The 18390-nt window shown below is 36.5% G+C and carries 20 protein-coding genes and 2 tRNA genes; 9 read left to right on the top strand and 13 right to left on the bottom strand.

The window, feature by feature from the left end:
* Nucleotides 1-26 precede the first annotated feature (26 nt).
* On the bottom strand, nt 27-647 hold the full coding sequence (gene nth / locus A1704_RS09830) for an endonuclease III (protein WP_062672899.1): 621 nt from the start codon (nt 645-647) through the stop codon (nt 27-29).
* Between the two features lie 33 nt (nt 648-680).
* Between nth and bcp the strand changes: the two genes are divergently transcribed.
* Entirely contained in the window at nt 681-1130 is a 450-nt protein-coding gene (bcp, locus tag A1704_RS09825) for a thioredoxin-dependent thiol peroxidase (RefSeq protein ID WP_062672898.1), read from the top strand.
* A gap of 90 nt (nt 1131-1220) precedes the next feature.
* On the opposite strand, the gene A1704_RS09820 is transcribed toward bcp, so the two are convergent.
* From A1704_RS09820 to A1704_RS09800, 5 genes are read right to left on the bottom strand one after another with little or no spacing between them, the layout of a single operon-like run.
* Entirely contained in the window at nt 1221-1754 is a 534-nt protein-coding gene (locus A1704_RS09820; protein ID WP_062672897.1) for a GNAT family N-acetyltransferase, read from the bottom strand.
* Complete coding sequence (locus A1704_RS09815; RefSeq protein ID WP_062672896.1) at nt 1723-2385, bottom strand: hypothetical protein; 663 nt, start codon at nt 2383-2385, stop codon at nt 1723-1725. The genes A1704_RS09820 and A1704_RS09815 overlap by 32 nt, the downstream gene beginning before the upstream one ends.
* A gap of 31 nt (nt 2386-2416) precedes the next feature.
* Nucleotides 2417-3499: a mannose-1-phosphate guanylyltransferase gene (locus tag A1704_RS09810; protein ID WP_228432360.1), complete on the bottom strand. Its 1083-nt coding sequence runs from the start codon at nt 3497-3499 to the stop codon at nt 2417-2419.
* Between the two features lie 2 nt (nt 3500-3501).
* Nucleotides 3502-4092 carry a SprT-like domain-containing protein gene (locus A1704_RS09805; protein WP_062672894.1) on the bottom strand — a complete coding sequence of 197 codons (591 nt, stop codon included), beginning with the start codon at nt 4090-4092 and terminating at the stop codon, nt 3502-3504.
* Nucleotide 4093: 1 nt separating this feature from the next.
* Nucleotides 4094-5416 carry a TolC family protein gene (locus A1704_RS09800; protein ID WP_062672892.1) on the bottom strand — a complete coding sequence of 441 codons (1323 nt, stop codon included), beginning with the start codon at nt 5414-5416 and terminating at the stop codon, nt 4094-4096.
* 183 nt (nt 5417-5599) lie between these two features.
* Between A1704_RS09800 and A1704_RS09795 the strand changes: the two genes are divergently transcribed.
* The 4 genes from A1704_RS09795 to A1704_RS09780 all read left to right on the top strand — a co-directional run bounded on the left by A1704_RS09795 (nt 5600) and on the right by A1704_RS09780 (nt 8305).
* Nucleotides 5600-6844: a bifunctional folylpolyglutamate synthase/dihydrofolate synthase gene (locus tag A1704_RS09795; RefSeq protein WP_062672890.1), complete on the top strand. Its 1245-nt coding sequence runs from the start codon at nt 5600-5602 to the stop codon at nt 6842-6844.
* A 42-nt stretch (nt 6845-6886) separates the two neighbouring features.
* A tRNA-Val gene (locus tag A1704_RS09790) sits at nt 6887-6961 on the top strand.
* A 33-nt stretch (nt 6962-6994) separates the two neighbouring features.
* Nucleotides 6995-7069, top strand: a tRNA-Val gene (locus tag A1704_RS09785).
* A 114-nt stretch (nt 7070-7183) separates the two neighbouring features.
* On the top strand, nt 7184-8305 hold the full coding sequence (locus A1704_RS09780; RefSeq protein ID WP_062672888.1) for a hypothetical protein: 1122 nt from the start codon (nt 7184-7186) through the stop codon (nt 8303-8305).
* Here A1704_RS09780 and A1704_RS09775 read toward each other — a convergent pair.
* From A1704_RS09775 to A1704_RS24905, 4 genes are read right to left on the bottom strand one after another with little or no spacing between them, the layout of a single operon-like run.
* Nucleotides 8295-9218, bottom strand: a complete 924-nt coding sequence (locus A1704_RS09775; protein WP_062673758.1) for a glycosyltransferase family 9 protein — start codon at nt 9216-9218, stop codon at nt 8295-8297. The genes A1704_RS09780 and A1704_RS09775 overlap by 11 nt on opposite strands.
* Nucleotides 9219-9268: 50 nt before the next feature.
* Complete coding sequence (locus A1704_RS09770) at nt 9269-9688, bottom strand: SufE family protein (protein WP_062672886.1); 420 nt, start codon at nt 9686-9688, stop codon at nt 9269-9271.
* A 44-nt stretch (nt 9689-9732) separates the two neighbouring features.
* Nucleotides 9733-10830 (bottom strand): glycosyltransferase, encoded by a 1098-nt coding sequence (locus A1704_RS09765; RefSeq protein ID WP_062672883.1) that lies wholly within the window; start codon nt 10828-10830, stop codon nt 9733-9735.
* Entirely contained in the window at nt 10830-11054 is a 225-nt protein-coding gene (locus A1704_RS24905; protein ID WP_062672881.1) for a hypothetical protein, read from the bottom strand. Before A1704_RS24905 ends, A1704_RS09765 begins: the two co-directional genes overlap by 1 nt.
* A gap of 150 nt (nt 11055-11204) precedes the next feature.
* Here A1704_RS24905 and A1704_RS09755 point away from each other — a divergent pair, with 150 nt between their 5' ends.
* On the top strand, nt 11205-13739 hold the full coding sequence (locus A1704_RS09755) for an ATP-dependent Clp protease ATP-binding subunit (RefSeq protein ID WP_062673756.1): 2535 nt from the start codon (nt 11205-11207) through the stop codon (nt 13737-13739).
* A 126-nt stretch (nt 13740-13865) separates the two neighbouring features.
* On the opposite strand, the gene A1704_RS09750 is transcribed toward A1704_RS09755, so the two are convergent.
* On the bottom strand, nt 13866-14393 hold the full coding sequence (locus A1704_RS09750; RefSeq protein ID WP_062672879.1) for a hypothetical protein: 528 nt from the start codon (nt 14391-14393) through the stop codon (nt 13866-13868).
* A 189-nt stretch (nt 14394-14582) separates the two neighbouring features.
* Here A1704_RS09750 and mnmA point away from each other — a divergent pair, with 189 nt between their 5' ends.
* Both mnmA and A1704_RS09740 read left to right on the top strand, forming a co-directional pair.
* Complete coding sequence (gene mnmA, locus A1704_RS09745; RefSeq protein ID WP_062672877.1) at nt 14583-15770, top strand: tRNA 2-thiouridine(34) synthase MnmA; 1188 nt, start codon at nt 14583-14585, stop codon at nt 15768-15770.
* Nucleotides 15771-15895: 125 nt separating this feature from the next.
* Nucleotides 15896-16105 (top strand): hypothetical protein, encoded by a 210-nt coding sequence (locus A1704_RS09740; protein ID WP_062672875.1) that lies wholly within the window; start codon nt 15896-15898, stop codon nt 16103-16105.
* A 63-nt stretch (nt 16106-16168) separates the two neighbouring features.
* On the opposite strand, the gene A1704_RS09735 is transcribed toward A1704_RS09740, so the two are convergent.
* The gene (locus A1704_RS09735) at nt 16169-16519 is read right to left on the bottom strand and encodes a hypothetical protein (RefSeq protein WP_062672873.1); all 351 of its coding nucleotides are present in this window, start codon (nt 16517-16519) and stop codon (nt 16169-16171) included.
* A gap of 14 nt (nt 16520-16533) precedes the next feature.
* Complete coding sequence (locus tag A1704_RS24305; protein WP_062672871.1) at nt 16534-17271, bottom strand: glycine-rich domain-containing protein; 738 nt, start codon at nt 17269-17271, stop codon at nt 16534-16536.
* Nucleotides 17272-17385: 114 nt separating this feature from the next.
* Between A1704_RS24305 and A1704_RS09725 the strand changes: the two genes are divergently transcribed.
* Nucleotides 17386-18282 (top strand): hypothetical protein, encoded by an 897-nt coding sequence (locus A1704_RS09725; RefSeq protein ID WP_062672870.1) that lies wholly within the window; start codon nt 17386-17388, stop codon nt 18280-18282.
* Nucleotides 18283-18390 lie beyond the last annotated feature (108 nt).

The raw sequence follows: 18390 nt of genomic DNA, 5'->3' as shown, positions 1-18390 counted from the left end.
GCGGACATAGTGGCAAAATAATTGAATTATTTTTCAAACATCATTTTCGTAATAAAATCCTTCTCTCCTTTTCCTCTTGCCGGAGAATATTCTCTTCCATAGAAAATAATCTGAAGGTGAAGTTTATTCCATACTTCTTCAGGGAATAATTTTTTGGCGTCACGTTCTGTTTCCACCACATTTTTTCCGGAAGTAAGTTTCCACTGCGTCATCAGACGGTGAATATGGGTATCCACAGGAAAAGCAGGAAATCCGAAACCCTGACTCATTACTACTGATGCCGTTTTGTGCCCTACGCCCGGAAGAGCTTCCAATTCTTCATAAGTCTGGGGAACAATACCATTATGTCTTTCTAACAGAAGTTCGGCCATTTTCTTCAGGTTTTTGGCTTTCGTATTGGATAATCCTATTTCTTTGATTAGTTCTTTGATTTCAAATTCTTCCAGCTTAGCCATTCTTTGCGGTGTTCCTGCTACCGCAAAAAGTTCGGGAGTAACCTGATTTACTTTTTTATCTGTAGTTTGTGCAGAAAGTGCTACGGCAACCATCAATGTATAGGGATCAGTGTGATCTAACGGAATAGGTGTAGTGGGATATAATTTTTCCAGTTCTATCTGAACGAGCTCAGCTCTTTGTTTTTTTGTCATGTATGCCTTAAATTTGAACAAAATTAAATCATTATGCTGAAAGTTGGAGATAAATTACCTGAATTTGAAGGATTCAATCAAGACGGAGAAACAGTAACCTCATCAAAATTAATTGGAAAAAAACTGGTCGTTTTCTTCTATCCGCAAGCGAATACACCAACCTGTACAGTTGAAGCCTGCAACCTTAGTGATAATTATACTAAGCTTAAAAAAGCAGGATTTCAATTATTGGGAATAAGTGGTGATTCTGTAAAAAAGCAAAAGAATTTCCACAGCAAGTTTGCTTTTCCTTATGATCTTATTGCAGATGAAAACCGTAATATCATTGAAAAATTCGGGGTATGGCAGGAGAAAAAAACGTTTGGAAAAACCTATATGGGAATTGTAAGAACCACTTTTATTTTCGATGAAAATGGTATTTGTATAAGAGTGATTGAAAAAGTAACTTCAAAGACTGCTGCTGAACAGATTCTGGAGGGATAACTTTCTTAAAACACAGATATCACAAATATTTTCACAAATAACCCAGATACATTATTGTGCTATTTGTGAAAATATTTTTTTATAGATTTATTATTCTGTTTCGTAATAGTTGAGTTCTTCGGTTTCGCCTGGAAGTATGACGTGTTTTTTAAACCTTAAACCTAATTTTTCAATCAGCTTTTGGGAAGAAATATTATCCTTTGAAATAATGGCTGATATTTTTGTTAATCCGAAATCATCCATTCCGATCGATTTAACCTTCTGAGCTGCCTCAAAAGCATAGCCCTTACCTTCGAACTCTTCCAACAAAGAATATCCGATATCCACAATATCAAGTCCTTCCCTTTCGAAGATTCCTACCGCACCTACTTTTTCATTTCCATCTTTGGTTATTAAAATATAATTTCCAAATCCCAGCCTTTCAATCTGTGGGGCAAATCTGTTTAAGATGTAATTTTCAGCATCTTCAATGGAATTTATATTGCGGTTGCCAATATGTTGAATGAATTTTGGCCTGTTATAAAGTTCAAAGACAAAATCTTTGTCTTCACGGGACATAGGGCGAAGGATCAATCGTTCAGTCTCATAGGTATTATTTGCGCTTGGGTGTTTTTTTGGGCTCATCTTTCTTTGGTTCTTCTTTTTTTTCGATTTTTAAAAGTCTCGGGTTATTAGCACATTTTTTATTGTAAAGCTCAATATAAGTTCCATTGTCTTTAACATTGTTTACAGCACCTGTAGATTTATTGAGTGTTACTGTATAATGAGTTTTCTGGTATGGACATTCCTTTGAGGTGAGCTTTCCAAGGTCCAGATAGTAATTCGACTTATCTTCATGATAATTACCCGCAAGGTCCTTAAACTCCTCATCTATCATATATCCGTCAGCGGCTAATACAACAGCTGCTTCCTGAGCATTATCAATTCTATCTACAAACTTCTTCAATCCTTCGACATCCGTAACGTAATTTACTTTACCTTCTTCCGAATAAGCGATATAATAAAAGCTGTCTTCACTAGGGAAAAGATTGAATCCTGAGAATTGAGGAGTATAATTTACCTTACCCGAAATCTTTATTTCCTGACCTTTCCCATAGCTGTTGTACACCAACACCCATGAATCCACCCTATTACCAGGGTTGATCTGCTGTAAAATAGCAGGAATGCTTGAAAACTTTTTCTTCTCCTGAGCAAATCCTAAGACTCCCAAAAGTGAAAATATAACAATTGTAAATCGGGTTGCAGTTTTAATCATAATTTAAAAATCAGCAGAAATATACCAAATATTACATAAACTTCTCGCCCTTTTTAAAGTTTTTTAAGTCAAGAACATAATCTTTAATGAGCTGATCATTATCCCTTGGGCAGATAAGAAGCGCTTTATCTGTATCTACAACAATGTAGTTTTCAAGGCCGTCAATAATCACTGCCTTGTTATTATTCTTTAAGCGGATGATATTCCCTTTTGAATTATAAGAAAGTAAATGTTTCAGTTTTACAGCGTTTCCGTTTTTATCTTTTTCTGTATTTTCATAGACGGAAGTCCATGTACCAAGATCACTCCATCCTAAATCTGAAGGAATCACGTAAACATTCTTTGCCTTTTCTAAAATCCCGTTATCAATGGAGATTTTCTGAACCTTCGGATAAATGGTTTCAATACAACTGTTTTCTTTTTCGGAGTTATACTCACAAGCCATAAAATGCTGCATCATCTCAGGAAGATAGAGATCAAAAGCATGGTGAATACTTTTCACATTCCATACAAAAATTCCTGCATTCCAAAGGAAATCACCACTTTCCAAAAAGCTTTGGGCAATTTCAAGAATAGGTTTTTCTGTGAATGTTTTTACTTTAAAATATTCTGATCCTTTTTTCTCTACAAACTGAATATAGCCATAACCGGTGTCGGGTCTTGTTGGAGTTATTCCTAATGTTACCAGATAATCATGCTGTGAAGCCACCTCAAATGCCAGTTCTACTTTTTCCAGAAATACGTCCTCTTTAAGGATCAGATGATCTGCCGGCAATACAATCATTGTTGCATCCGGATTGATCTCAGCAATTTTGTTAGCCATATACAGATTACAAGCTGCTGTATTCTTCATCAACGGCTCACCCACAATATTCTCTTCAGGAATTTCCGGAAGCTGCTGATGGGAAACAGGAACATATTCTTTATTCGTAATCACGAATATCTGCTCTTTAGGAATTACCTTGCTGATTCGGTCATAGGTCTGCTGAATCATTGTGCGTCCGGTTCCTAAAATATCCTGAAACTGTTTTGGAAATTTCTGCGTACTCATAGGCCAGAACCGACTCCCGATTCCCCCGGCCATTATAACGCAGTATCTATCTGATTTTAACATTCTTAGCTACATTTTTCTACCCTCGCTAAAGGCTTGAAAGAATACTTCCTTCCAGTAGCCAGGTTCTTACAAAGATAGTTTTTTTTAACCAGACCTTCTAATAAATACTTTTCGTTGCGATAGATAAAAAATTCTCCCTTTTTAAGTTCCTCGATAAATAGAAGAGTATCATCCTGTTTTTCAGTATGGAAATACCTTACCAGATCAGGGCTTGCCATGAAATTGGCTTTTGGCGATTTTGAAAATTTTATAATGATAGGTTTGAGTTCTTCATCATAAATTTCAAGGCTTTCCAGAAGCATGTTTCTGAAAGTTTCTTTCCATTCATTACCGTGGGGAGAGATTCTTCGCCCATATTTTTCGAAAGCAATCAGATGAGCAAGCTCATGAGTGAGTACAAAGAAAAAAAGCTGTGGGGTAAGGGTAGAATTTACCGTAATTTCATGAGAATTATCCGGAAGTTTTCTATAATCTCCCAGCTTTGAATTTCTGTTTCTTGTTACTTTTATATGTATATAGTAATCTGCAAACCAGACTCTTAAATATCTAAGTGTATTTTGAGGTAAGTATTTTTCTAATGATTGAATTGGCATTTTACAAACTTAATGGAATTCCTGCATAGAAATTCAATAGTTTAAGACTAAAAAGATAATTATATTTTGCTTGCGCTACTGATCCTTGTGCATTTGCATAATTATTTCTCGCCACATTAACGTCGTAGATAGTGGTTCTTCCGGCAGCATAACTTTTATCGGCAAAATCAAGAGCCAGTTTTGAGCTTTTTTCAGCTTCCACTGCAGCCAGATAGGTTTCATAATTGGCATCAGCATCAAACTGAGCTTTCTGTACGTTTTGTCTTACCGTCTGTTTCTGTTGTTCCAAGGAATTCTTGGCTAAACTTTCATTTATTTTAGACTGTTCTACCTGAAGTTTTGTTTTCCCTTTATTGAAAATAGGAATATTCAGTGATAGCCCCACGTTTTGTCCGAACTGATCTTTATATTGTTCAAAAAAAGTTCCCTGTACAGTACCTGGCATAGGATCAAATTGTCTGTTATAGAAAGTATTAAGACCAGCGCTCGCTGTTAATGTAGGCCAGTATGCTGTTTTGCTTACTTCCGTTTGTGCTTCGGCAGATCTTATACGGCTTTCCGCTGCTTTTATCTGAGGCTGTATCTCATACGCAGTGGTAAGCACTTCATCCGCGGTAGTAAGTTGTAAATCAAGCTTTTCAGGAATATTTACATCTTCCACATCAAAACCTTTATAATCTGAAAGCTGTAAAAGCTGAACGATGGCAAACAAAGCACGTCCAACGTTTACTTCTGCAGTTTTAAGGTTTTGTTTTTCTCTTGCCAATGCAGCTTCAGCCTCTGCCAGAACCGTCTGGGCTGTTGTTCCAACCTGAGTTGTGATTTTAGCTCTGTCAAACTGTTTCTGCGCATTATCCACGGCACTCTGAGAGATTTTAACAATCTCTTTATTCAACAAAGTAGTCAGATATTGCTGAGCGATCTGAAGGGAAATATCATTTTTAATGGTTTCAATGTCGTATTGGCTTGCTTCTACATCAAACTGGGCTTTTCTTACATTTTTCTCTAACCTTCCATTATTATAGAGCAAAATATCAGCACCCAGACCAATACTGTTATTGAATCTATCGTTTCTAAAGCTTCCTGCTCCTAATGAGCCTTGCCCGAAACTTACCCCATTCGTCATACTCCCCGATACAGATGGTAAATATTCTTTTTGGGCTGCTTTAAGATTATATTCCTGGTTTTGTTTGTTATACTGATTTTGGATAACCTGAAGATTATGCTCCACTGCATAGCTTACACATTCTTTTAAGGACCATTTCTTCTGAGCGCTTAAACCCAGATAACCTAATCCAAAAACGATGATCCAAACTTTTTTCATATTGTATATGTTTATTTGTTTTTAATGGTCATATGGAATCGTGTTATCTTCATAAGTACTATACCATGTAAATCACAGCGATTTCATATTAAGATTTTTCAATATTAGACGAATTAAATATAAAAAAGTTACAGATTGAAAAATTATATTTTATTTTAAAAAAACTTTTGGGAATTTTGCACCATGACAAATGAACAATATCAGGAAGCTATCGACTGGCTTTTCGTACAGATGCCCAACTATCAGATAGATGGACAGAAGGCTTATAAACCTGGGCTTGATAACATTACAAAGCTTTGTGCTTTCTTTGGAAATCCTCAGGATAAAATAAAATGTATTCACATTGGCGGTACCAATGGAAAAGGTTCTTCAAGCAATATGCTGGCATCGGTTCTTCAGGAAGCCGGTTATAAAACAGGATTATACAATTCTCCACACCTTATAGACTTCACAGAGCGCATAAAGGTGAATGGAAAAAACTGTAATAAAGAATTTGTCTTTGATTTTATTCAAAAACTGAAAACGATTCCGGAAGACATCCGTCCCTCTTTCTTCGAGTTTACGACCATCATGGCTTTTGAATATTTTTATCAGCAGCAGGTAGATTTTGCCATTATTGAAGTAGGATTGGGAGGAAGACTGGATTCAACAAATATTATCAAACCGTTGATTTCGGCCATTACTAATGTTCAGCTGGATCATCAGAATATTCTTGGAGATACCATCGAAGAAATTGCATCAGAGAAGGCTGGAATTATTAAACAATATATCCCGATTATTTCCGGTGACGAGAATGAAGCCGTTAGAAATATCATTCAGGATAAAGCAACGAAAGAAAATGCTCCGTTTATAGATGCTACTCTTATAAATACCAACCTTGAATCTGATCTCAAAGGGAATTACCAGAAGAAAAATATCAGAATTGTATTGGCCGCTGTAGAAGAATTAAGAAAGCTTAAAGTAAATATTTCTGATGAAGCATTGGAAAAAGGACTTCTCCATGTTCACCAAAATACAGGATTTATTGGCCGTTGGTTCGAGTTTTCACAACATCCACTTACGATTTGTGACACGGGTCACAATCAGGCAGGTCTGGAGTATGTTTTTTCACAATTAAATTCAATTAACAGACACAAGCATGTTATTTTGGGGTTTGTGAATGACAAAAAAATAGATGATGTAATGAATTTACTTCCTGAAAATTCTGAGTTCTATTTTGCAAAACCATCCATCAACAGGGGAAGACATCCCGAAGATTACGAAAATCTGCTCCAGGAGGCGAAAATTTTTTATAAAATTTTTGATTCCGTGCAGGAAGCGTATCTCTCTGCAAAAGAACGATGTACAAAAGAAGAAATGATTTTTATTGGCGGAAGCAACTTTGTAGTGGGAGATTTTTTGGAAAAAAATTTGGAGATTAAAGAATAAGTCGTATATTTGCACCACTCTAAACAAGAGAATAAGTCTAGAGGGTTCTTAGCTCAGTTGGTTCAGAGCATCTGGTTTACACCCAGAGGGTCGGGGGTTCGAATCCCTCAGGACCCACAGAAAAGGAAACGAAACCTTTCAAAAAAATTCGGGTTCTTAGCTCAGTTGGTTCAGAGCATCTGGTTTACACCCAGAGGGTCGGGGGTTCGAATCCCTCAGGACCCACAAAAAATCTCTCAGATTTCTGGGAGATTTTTTTATTTTTATCCCTAAGCATTTAAATGTGTCCTGCAGTTTTCCTGATATTTATCTACCTTTGCCTATATCGAATAGCCTAACTTGAAGCAGCTCCATCTCATATCATTCAATTATCCCTACCCTCCTTCCTATGGTGGAATTATTGATGTGTATTATAAAGTTAAAGCATTATCTGATCTGGGAATAAAAATTCACCTACATTGTTTTGTAGATCAAATCCCTCATAAGATTGATCCGGAAGTCAAAGAGATGACAGAAAATGTGTTTTTTTATCAAAAGAAAAAGAATCCACTTCTCTATTTCTCCGGAACACCTTTCGCTGCTGCCATCAGAGATTCTGAAACCCTACTTAAAAATCTGGAGAAGCACAAAGCTCCTATCTTGTTCGAAGGCTTGCAAACAACCCATATTATACGGTTTTTGAAGGATAACAGACACCAACTCTACCTCCGTCATCACAATAACGAATCAGAGTATTATAAAGGCCTCTCTGTGTCTGAGAAGAACCCATTTAAAAAGATTATTTACAAAATTGAATCTGTGAAGTATTCCGGATATCAGAAAAAACTTTTAAAGAAATTTGAAGCTGTATTCTGCTTATCTGAAAAGGAATATAATGAAGTACAAACTTATTCGGAAAATGCACACCTGATTCATATCTTTCACGGTAACGAATCGGTAAAGGAATTGGATACAAAAGGAAAGTATTTTCTCTTTCATGGAGACCTTACTACCGCTGATAACAAAAGAGCATTGAATGAAACAATTGACTTATTTAAAACCCTTCCACAATATCAGCTTGTTGTAGCCTCAGATCGTGCCAGTGAGGATATTAAAAGAAAGATTTCCACAGTTGAAAACATCAGCCTCACTCCTATTCAAACCACAGAAAATCTTTACCGCCTTCTGGAAGATGCCCATGTCAATATTTTGATTTCTTACCAGAATTCCGGAACAAAGGTGAAACTTTTTAATACGCTTTACAACAGCCGTTTTGTCATTATCAACAGAAACATTACAGATGATCCTCTATTGAAGAGTGTATGTCTTTTTGGATCTGATATGAATGAAATTCGTCAACAAATTGTCACCTCAGCTGAAAAAGAGTATCATGATACTGAAAAGAGAAAGGAAGTCTTAGAAAAAAACCATTCTGATAAAGCCAAAGCTAATGAGATAGTTAGGATTATTTTTAAAAATTAATCCTGTCCACCACTTTCTGAATATTAAACTCTTCAAGGCAAGCCCAGTCGCCTCTGTAGCATTCCTTATCTCCAAAAACCGAACATGGTCTGCAGCTCAGGTCTTCCACCTGAACAACATCTTCTTCGCTTTGCCCGAATCCTAAAAAGCCGGCATAAGGATGAGTAGCTCCCCAAATAGAAACACATCGCGTTCCTACAAGACTTGCGAGGTGCATATTGGCAGAATCCATGGATATCATCAGTTCAAGCCCGGCAATATAATTAAGTTCTTCCGTAAGATTTAATGTTCCGGCAAGGTTTTTTGTATTAGGAATCTCTTCTGCCCATTTTTCAAGAGTTTCCGTTTCTTTTTTACCTCCTCCAAAGAAATATACAGTATGTTTCTGAGCCAAAATTCTTACCAACTCATAGGATTTTTCCAAAGGGAGCATTTTTCCTTTATGCTGGGCAAAAGGAGCAAATCCAATTCCAGATTTTTGTTCTGAAACCGGTCTTAATTGATGAGAAAGTTCAACTTTGAATCCCATTTCACGAAAAACGTCAGCGTAACGTTCCACTGTTTTTTTCAGCTGTATCTTTTCCAGATTCCAGACATCCGTAAGATGTTCTTTTTCCTCTTTACCTTTATTAATCTTAAAGACCTTAAGTCCCTTTCTTCTATATATTCTGTCTAAAACTTTGGTTCGGATTACATCATGGAGGTTGGCAATAGAATCCGGATTAAACTCACGAATCAGTTCATTACTCAGTTTTCTCAGTCCAAAAAGACCTTTGTAGTCATCCAGGTCAATCCCCTTAAAAGTTACATTAGGAATTCCTGCAAACAGCGCCTCAAAATTTTTCCTGGAGACCATAATAATTTCCACACCGGGGTTCTGCTCCAGAAATTCTCTGAAAACAGGTACGGTCATCGCAACATCTCCGAATGCGGAAAAACGATATGCTAAAATTCTGGTCACGGTTATGATTTCAGTTGGTAAGCAACTGCATAAAACTTGATCTGCTTTGTCATCGCCATAAGCCCGTTAGCTCTGGAAGGTGAAAGAAATTCCTGTAGTCCTATTTCTCCGATAAAATCAAAATCAGAATCCAGGATTTCCTGAGTGGAATGTCCACTGTAAATACTTACTAAAAGAGAAACGATCCCTTTTGGTAGAATACCATCAGAATCTGCATTAAAGAAAAGTTTCCCGTCTTTAAATTCAGCATCAATCCAAACTTTGCTCTGGCAGCCTTTAATCAGATTTTCTTCTGTTTTCTTATCTTCAGCCAAGCCTTTCAGTTCTTTTCCAAGATCAATGATGTACTCATACTTTTGCTCCCAATCTTCAAGAAAAGCGAATTCATCTATTATTTCCTGCTGTTTTTCTTTAATGGTCATTTTAAATCAAATTTCTTTTGCAAAGATAACCAATTTTGTAAAAATTATTTACAGGATGCTTTTTCAAAAAGTTGGAGGATTTTTGTCTCTTCATTCTCCCAGCAAAATACATCTGCTGCCTTATTTAATTCGCTCTGATAATACTGTCTTCCTCTCTGAAGAACAAGATTGATTGCTTTTTCAATGGTTTCAGGCTGATGATCCGGAATAACTTCTCCTACATTAAATTGATTTTTTATCCTTTGCATTTCCGGAAAATTAATCATCACAAGCGGTACTCTCGATTGGATATAGTCACAAACCTTATTAGGAAGTGAATAATAGTAGCTTACTCCATTATTTTCTTCGAGACTGAATCCTGCATCAGCGGTTTTTGTTATTTCCCTGAGATTTTCCGGTTTCAGCTTACCCAGAAAAAAGACTTTATCCTGAAGTTTCTCCTGAATAACAAGTTCTTCGTATTCTTTTTTCTTCGGGCCGTCACCTGCAATTTTCAGAACAGCATCTTTAATATGATGCATGGCCACAATCATTTTTTCAATTCCCCTCGACTGATTAATCGCTCCCTGATACAGAATAATCTTTGGATGATTTTCAGGAATTTCCGGTGCGGAAAGAATTTTTCTCGGAATATTTCTAACCACTACCGGATTGACATTATACTGTTCATGAAACCATTCGGCATAGCTTTCACTTTCTGTCATCATCAGCTCCATATGAGGCACCAGCTTTCTTTCAAGTACTCTCCAGAACTTCTGAGAAAACCTGTTTTGAACCGATGGCATTTCCGTGAAAATTTCATGGCTGTCAAACACCAAAGGAATATTCAGTTTTCTGGCAATGAGATAATTTGGCAGAAGTGCATCAATGTCATTGGCATGGAGAATCGTATCTTTGTCCGCTTTTTTCTTCAGTTCTTTGTATAATTTCCAGTTGAATTCAAAATAAGCGGTCTTCAGGCTTTTAGACTTCAATCCTATTCTGGAAAAGGGATAAGGACGTTCCATTTTTTCATTTCCTTCCCAGTCGTTACCAATCAGATCTATGGAATACCCGTTATCAAAAAGGGTTTTGCACACCTTCTCTATCCGTTGGTCAGTATACAGATTACTAAAAGCAGAAGTAATAATTTTTTTCCTCATCAATCTTTCTTGTCTAGTATTAAATAATAGATTTGAATGAAACAAATAAGCCCGTTTGGTATGATAACCGGCCAAAGCATTCCATTAAAGATACCATAAATGACAAAACAAATACAGCCAATCATGTTAACCACTCTGATTTTTTTTACATCTTTCAGTATGAAACTCAATACGATAAAAAGAGAAGCAGAATAGCCAATGTAAGTGGTAAGTTCAGAATTCATGGGGAAAATTTAAGGTTACAAACTTAATCATTTTCAATAAGATAATAAATTTTTTTCTGCCATAAAGTCATTAATTGATTTTTGGTAAAATATTTGTAATTTAGATAATGAATAAAAGGTAATGTTGCCTTTGTTCTAATGAGATATATTATGGATTATAAGTTTTCACAAGGTTTGAGCCAGGTGTTCAAACAAAGCAAAAGCGAAGCTAAAAGGCTCAAAAGTGAATTTCTTAATACAGAACATCTACTTTTAGGTATTATAAAAACGGAAAACTCTGCAAAAGAAATCCTTCAAAACCTTAATGCGGATTTAACACAAATCAGAAGAAAAATTGAAACTTTAAATACAGCAAGTCTTAATCCTATTTCTGAAGAGGTTACCAATATTTCTTTCACTAAGATGGCAGACCATGCTATTAAACGTGCAGAGTTAGAATGCCGACAGTATAAAAGCAATGAAATTAATACCGTTCACCTGCTTTTAGGTATTCTTTATAAATATGAAGATCCTACTTCAAATATTCTGGGAGCTTATGACATCGACTACGAAGGAGTTTCAAGAGAATACCAGACTATGCTTAAAAATTCAGGACAGTCTCCTCAGATGAGTGCTTACGATGATGATGATGAGAGAGAAGAATTTGAGCAAATGAGAAAGCCTACAGGAAATCTAGGTTCTGCAAAAAGTAAAACGCCTACATTGGACAACTTTGGTAGAGACCTTACTTCTTTGGCAAGGGATGGAAAACTGGACCCGGTGATTGGCCGTGAAAAAGAAATTGAGAGAGTTTCTCAGATTTTATCACGTAGAAAGAAAAACAACCCTCTTCTTATCGGGGAGCCTGGAGTTGGTAAATCTGCCATTGCTGAAGGGTTAGCACTAAGAATTCAACAGAAAAAAGTGTCGAGAGTTCTTTACGGAAAACGTGTGATCACTTTAGATCTGGCAAGTTTAGTTGCCGGAACTAAATACCGTGGTCAGTTTGAGGAAAGAATGAAGGCCATCATGACGGAGCTGGAGAAAAACAGAGATGTCATCCTATTTATTGATGAGCTTCATACGATTGTAGGAGCTGGAAGTTCTACAGGAAGTTTAGATGCTTCCAATATGTTCAAACCGGCTTTGGCAAGAGGTGAAATTCAATGCATCGGGGCAACTACCCTGGATGAATACCGTCAGTATATTGAAAAAGACGGAGCTTTAGAAAGAAGATTCCAGAAAGTAATGGTGGAACCTACTTCTATTGATGAAACCGTACAGATCTTGAATCAGATCAAAGATAAATATGAGGAACATCATAATGTAATCTATACTCCGGAAGCGATTCTGGCTTGTGTCAATCTGACATCGAGATATATTACAGACCGTTTCTTACCGGACAAAGCGATTGATGCAATGGACGAAGCCGGATCCCGTGTTTATATCAAAAACATGAAAGTTCCTACAGAAATCATTGATTTTGAAAAGAAAATCGAAGATATCAAAGAACTGAAACAGAAGGCTGTAAAAGCTCAGGATTACCTTGAAGCAAGAAAGCTGAAAGATGAGGAGGAACGTCTTCAGATGGAACTTAACTCGGCTCAGGAAAAATGGGATAAAGATGTAAAAGAGAAAAAAGAAACCGTAACAGAAGAAAATGTAGCGGAAGTGGTTTCTATGATGAGCGGAGTTCCTGTGACGAAAGTTGGTAAGAACGAGCTTGACAAACTTGCCCAAATGGATGAGAAACTGAACGGAAAAGTAATCGGTCAGGAAGATGCTGTGAAGAAAGTTGTTAAAGCTATTCAAAGAAACAGAGCAGGTCTTAAAGATCCTAACCGCCCTATCGGTACCTTTATTTTCCTTGGAACAACCGGGGTTGGTAAAACCGAATTGGCAAAAGTAATGGCAAGAGAGCTATTCGAATCCGATGAATCTTTGATCAGAATTGACATGAGTGAATACATGGAGAAATTCGCTGTTTCAAGACTAGTAGGTGCGCCTCCGGGATATGTAGGATACGAAGAAGGTGGTCAGCTGACAGAAGCTGTAAGAAGAAAACCTTATGCAGTAGTTCTTTTGGATGAGATTGAAAAAGCTCACCCGGATGTATTCAATATTCTGTTGCAGATTTTGGATGAAGGACACGTTACAGACAGTTTAGGAAGAAAAATTGATTTTAGAAATACCATCATTATTCTGACTTCAAATATCGGAACAAGAGATCTTAAAGACTTTGGAGACGGTGTAGGATTCGGAACTTCTGCGAAGAAAACAACTTCAGATTCAAGAGCAAGAAGCACGATTGAAAATGCCCTTAAAAAAGCATTTGCACCGGAATTCTTAAACAGAATTGATGATATTGTGATCTTCAACTCTCTTGTACAGGATGATATCAAGAAAATCATTGATATTGAACTGAACAAGCTTTATGGCAGACTTGAAAAATTAGGATATAAAGTAGATCTTACTGAAGAAGCAAAAGACTTTATTTCTGAAAAAGGATGGGATAAAGATTTCGGAGCAAGACCATTGAAACGTGCCATCCAGAAGTATATTGAAGACTTATTGGCAGAAATGCTGGTAAACAAGCAATTGAACGAGGGAGAAACCGTAGTTCTTGACCTTAACGAGGCAAAAGACGGACTGATCGGGAAAACACAGAAGGCTAAGAAATCAGCTGAAAAGTCTTCTCAATCTTAATTAAATAAATAATTTTCAAATAGAAAAACCCCGGGAACTTTCCCAGGGTTTTTTGTTTTTATAGATTTTGACTATTTTGGTTTCTGATTAAACAGGCTAAGCCCTTTCTTATTGATAAATCAAATATTAAAGTCCTACTACAAAACCAATGTTCGGGATCAGACCGCTGGAAAACACACTGGAATTCTGTTTCCAAAGCACGTTATACATTAAACCCAGCTGCATGAAGGAATTGTTTCCGATCCGCTGCATATATCCTCCTCCAAGGTATAATGCATTCTCTTCCGTATTGTATTTATAATCGTAATATTTATCCTTGTAATCAACAAAATAATGCTGATAGTTGGCTCCCACGTAAAATGATCTGGCAAAATAATAGTTGACAAAAGGACCTACACCAAACATGGTAGATTTATAATAATCAGAAGTCTGCCACGAAACACTTCCTACCACACCGCCTTCAAAATCACTAGTAAATCTGTAACCTACTCTTGGCGATGCAGATAGATTAAAAGCGCTGTTACTTCCAAATCCTAATCCAATGCCTCCTCCAAAAGTCCACTTGCTGTTTTCCTGTACGGGTGCTCCTACTGAAATTTGGGAAAAAACTGATCCTGAAGATATCAGCATCATAGAAATAATAAACTTTTTCATATGTTATATTTTTGGTCTTACAATTATATTCTCATGTGTTTCCATTTGCAGAGGTTGATAAAAAGATGACATATAGCTCTATCGTTTTTATCAATGTTTAAAATTATGGTTTTTTTACGAATTTTTTAATTGTATTTTTGCCACATCAAACTAAGAACTCCCGTTAAGAGTTTCGTAAAATTGAATACAATGAAAGTAGTAGTAGGCCTCTCCGGAGGTGTAGATTCTAGTGTTACAGCTTATTTGCTGCAGCAACAAGGCCATGAAGTAGTGGCTTTATTTATGAGAAACTGGAACGATGCTTCCGTAACATTAGAAGATGAGTGTCCCTGGATTGAGGACAGTAATGATGCCCTTATGGTGGCACAAAAGCTTGGAATTCCTTTCCAGGTGATAGACATGAGTGAACTTTACAAGGAACGTATCGTTGACTATATGTTTGCCGAATATGAAAAAGGCAGAACTCCCAACCCTGATGTATTATGTAACAGAGAAGTAAAATTTGATGTTTTTATGAAGACCGCAATGTCTTTGGGTGCCGATAAGGTAGCAACAGGACATTATGCAAGGGTAAATTCTACTTTTGATGAAAACGGTAAAGAAATTTTCCACCTTCTTGCAGGAAAAGACAATAATAAGGATCAGTCTTACTTCCTTTGCCAGCTAAGCCAGGATCAGCTTTCAAAAGCATTATTCCCTATCGGAGAACTTACAAAGCCTCAGGTAAGAGAAATTGCAAAAGAAATCGGACTGGTAACGGCAGATAAAAAAGATTCTCAGGGATTATGTTTTATCGGAAAAGTAAGCCTTCCCCAGTTTTTACAACAGCAATTAAAACCTAACGAAGGGGAAATTGTAGAAATTTTCAAAGATTCTCCTTTATTTTCAGAAGAAAAACCTAAATTTTCCTCCAAAGAAGAGGAACTTGAATTTTTATCACGAAAAATCAATTATAAAAAATCTGACGGAAAAGTAATCGGGAAACATCAGGGTGCCCAGTTTTTCACGATCGGACAAAGTAAAGGCCTTGGTATAGGCGGACACAAAGAAAGCTGTTTTATCATCTCCAGAGATATGGAAAACAACATTCTTTTCGTAGGAGAAGGAAGCCATTTCCCGGGACTTCATAAAAAAGCTCTGAAAATTGATAATTCTGAACTGCACTGGGTACGTGAAGATTTGAGACTTCAGAACGGAGGATCTATGGAAGTAATGGCCAGATTCAGATACAGACAGCCTTTGCAGAAAGCAACCCTGTATCAGTTTGAAAATGCTTTTTATATTGAATTTGATGAACTTCAGTCTGCTATTGCTGAAGGACAGTTTGCTTCATGGTATATTGATGAGGAGCTGATCGGCAGTGGTGTGATTTCGTAAGAGTTTCGGGTACGGGATTCGGGTGATTGAGATTGTTTTTTTAAGAAAATATTTTTTTGAAATTTTTCTGTAACGTTTTTTAAGTTATCATACTTACGGAGTAAATAACAATAAAAAATACTACTATGAAAACATCTACAAAAAACCAGTATGCTTATGTAAACAATATTCTGATTGCAGTTGTATCCTCTATTTTCGGTTATAATCTTTATCAGGCCATTGTACATCCGGAAAACTCCAATATCGCGATCAGTCTTATTTTGGTAGTCCTGACTTCCGTTATGGTTCGAAAATATGGCTATCAGCCCGCAAAAGAAGAAAAGAAAGATATTTAATATCAACAACACATAATAAAGCCCGGAACATTTTTGTTTCGGGTTTGTTTTTAATAATAAATTTTATTTTATCTTTTCATTTACATAACCTGAGATAAAAACCAATGTAACAATACCTTCTGCTATTAATATCACAACAAGAAATCCAACAGGTTTTCCCAATATGACACCTCTGATAAGCTTGATAATTCCCAACAAGAAAATAAATCCTGCGAAATAAAATGCCGTTCCCGAAATGGTTTCTTTCAAAGAATTCAGCAAAAAAAACGAAGCGTAAAATCCTAGAACCAGAATGACATAGAACTTCAAAAAGTCAGGTCCTTTAAGAATAACCGGATTAAATGTCTGATGGACTGCCATAAGCCATATAAAGCCTATCACAACCGGAACTGAATGAATGATGAGTTTTTTCATAATGATGAGTTTTATTATCCTCCACAGCCTCCGCATCCACCGCAACCACCGCAGCCTCCTCCACAACCACCTCCTCCGCTGCAGCTTGAGCCACCACAACTTCCTCCATCATTATTTTGCTTATCTTTTCTGTTATGGTCAGAAACCTCCTGATCTCCTATGATTGAAACGATCGTTCCGAGAATGAAAATAATCCCGAATACAACTCCAGTAACCATTAACCCTGAAAAGCTATCTCCTTCTGTACACGAAAATAAAAGCAGTAACACAAATATGGGAGCAAAGAAGGCCATTTTTCTAAGCCAAGACTGTACTTTTGACTTTTTCTTACGCTCTCTCCAGATTTCTTCTGGTGCTTCCTGCCGGAATATCTGCCGATAACTTGTTAAAGTATCTTCAAACCAGTTCTGATGTCTTTCTTTTTCCGCAGAGCCTCCTTCGGAAGGATGATGATGAAGCGGTCTTTTTAAGATATGGGGACAGAATTCCTCCCAATAATTCTGCGTATAAATCAGATGCATATGCCAAACCTTGTCAACGATGTTACTGGGAGAAGCTCCGTGGGGAAGAATACAGCAGAGATACACGAACTTTTTGTATTCTTCAATTGCTTTTCTTGCGAAATCAAGACTCCAGCGTTCTTCTTTGGCCAGCTTTTTTGAAAAAGGGAAATCAACTCCCGGAGCATCCAGAGAAAATTCCTGTATCCTGTTCCAAAGAGACTCATCTTGTAATAGCATTTTTGTTTCCATTGTTTTGATTTTTGTTTTTCTACTCAAATATCAATGGATTATACAATATAAAAGTCTTTCAAAAATCTTTTTTAGTTTGATAAAAATCTTAAATTAGTCTTATAAATAAACACCATGAAAAAGGAAGATATCTTGCATCTTGAGAAACTGATGAATTTCTTAAGCCGGCAATTTTTAAAGAAAAACCATTGGGAAGATGTGACCAAAACCGAATGGTCTTATATAAGCGCTGAACTAAATGAACTGATTATCAATGATCATTCAGAAAAAGAGATCAAAAAAGAACCTGATATTCTGGGAACAAATTATCTGTATGAGCATCTGATCATCAATAAACTGAAAAAATTCAAACAGAACGAGAATGCGGTTTTAAGCAGACCCAACCTTGCTAAACTGAGTTTAATTGTCAAAGTTTTGGGATATTCCAATTACATAGATTTCATAAATTCAAATACGGAAGCATTCAATTTTAATGATCTAAGGATTGATATTAATAATACCAATATGAATACCGCTCTTTTAGACCGTTTAGTAGGGTGCTGGTATTCTTATAACAGAAATCTGCCCGATAATCCTTTGATGGCAAAAGAAGACCGCATATGGCGTTCTGCCATGGAAATTTATAAGTCGGAAACCACAGGAGAATATTTTATTGAAAGAAGCGGTGGTGATCATCACAAATACTTTGGAAAAGTAACCGCCTATTCTGATTATGTTTTCATCATCATGAACAGCAATACTTTTATTCGTCAGAGACATTTCATTTCAAGGATAAAGGATATTAAAGAAAAACTTAAGAACCCGGACTATAAACTCCACGAAATCCACTTTATAAGCACCTGCATTAGTTTCAATCAGGAGCCGATTGCTTTATTTGAAATCTTCAGAAAAGCGGACAGAAAAAACTTCATTTCTGATTCCATCAGTTTTCCCATTGACAGTGACGAAATACCTGAATCAATTGTCAAACAACTTGAAGACACCGAATCTAACAGAATAGATTACAGATAGTTAAAAAAAATAAAGATTATCGGACAAAAAATAATTCAACAATAAACATCATCATCAATCTCTATATCATGGCCCCGGAATAAGACTATTTCGGGGTTTATTGTATTT

The organism is Chryseobacterium cucumeris, from assembly GCF_001593385.1.
In the GTDB taxonomy this organism is placed as follows: domain Bacteria; phylum Bacteroidota; class Bacteroidia; order Flavobacteriales; family Weeksellaceae; genus Chryseobacterium; species Chryseobacterium cucumeris.
Note: the sequence above shows the minus strand (reverse complement) of the source record. Positions and strands in the feature narration are given on the sequence as shown.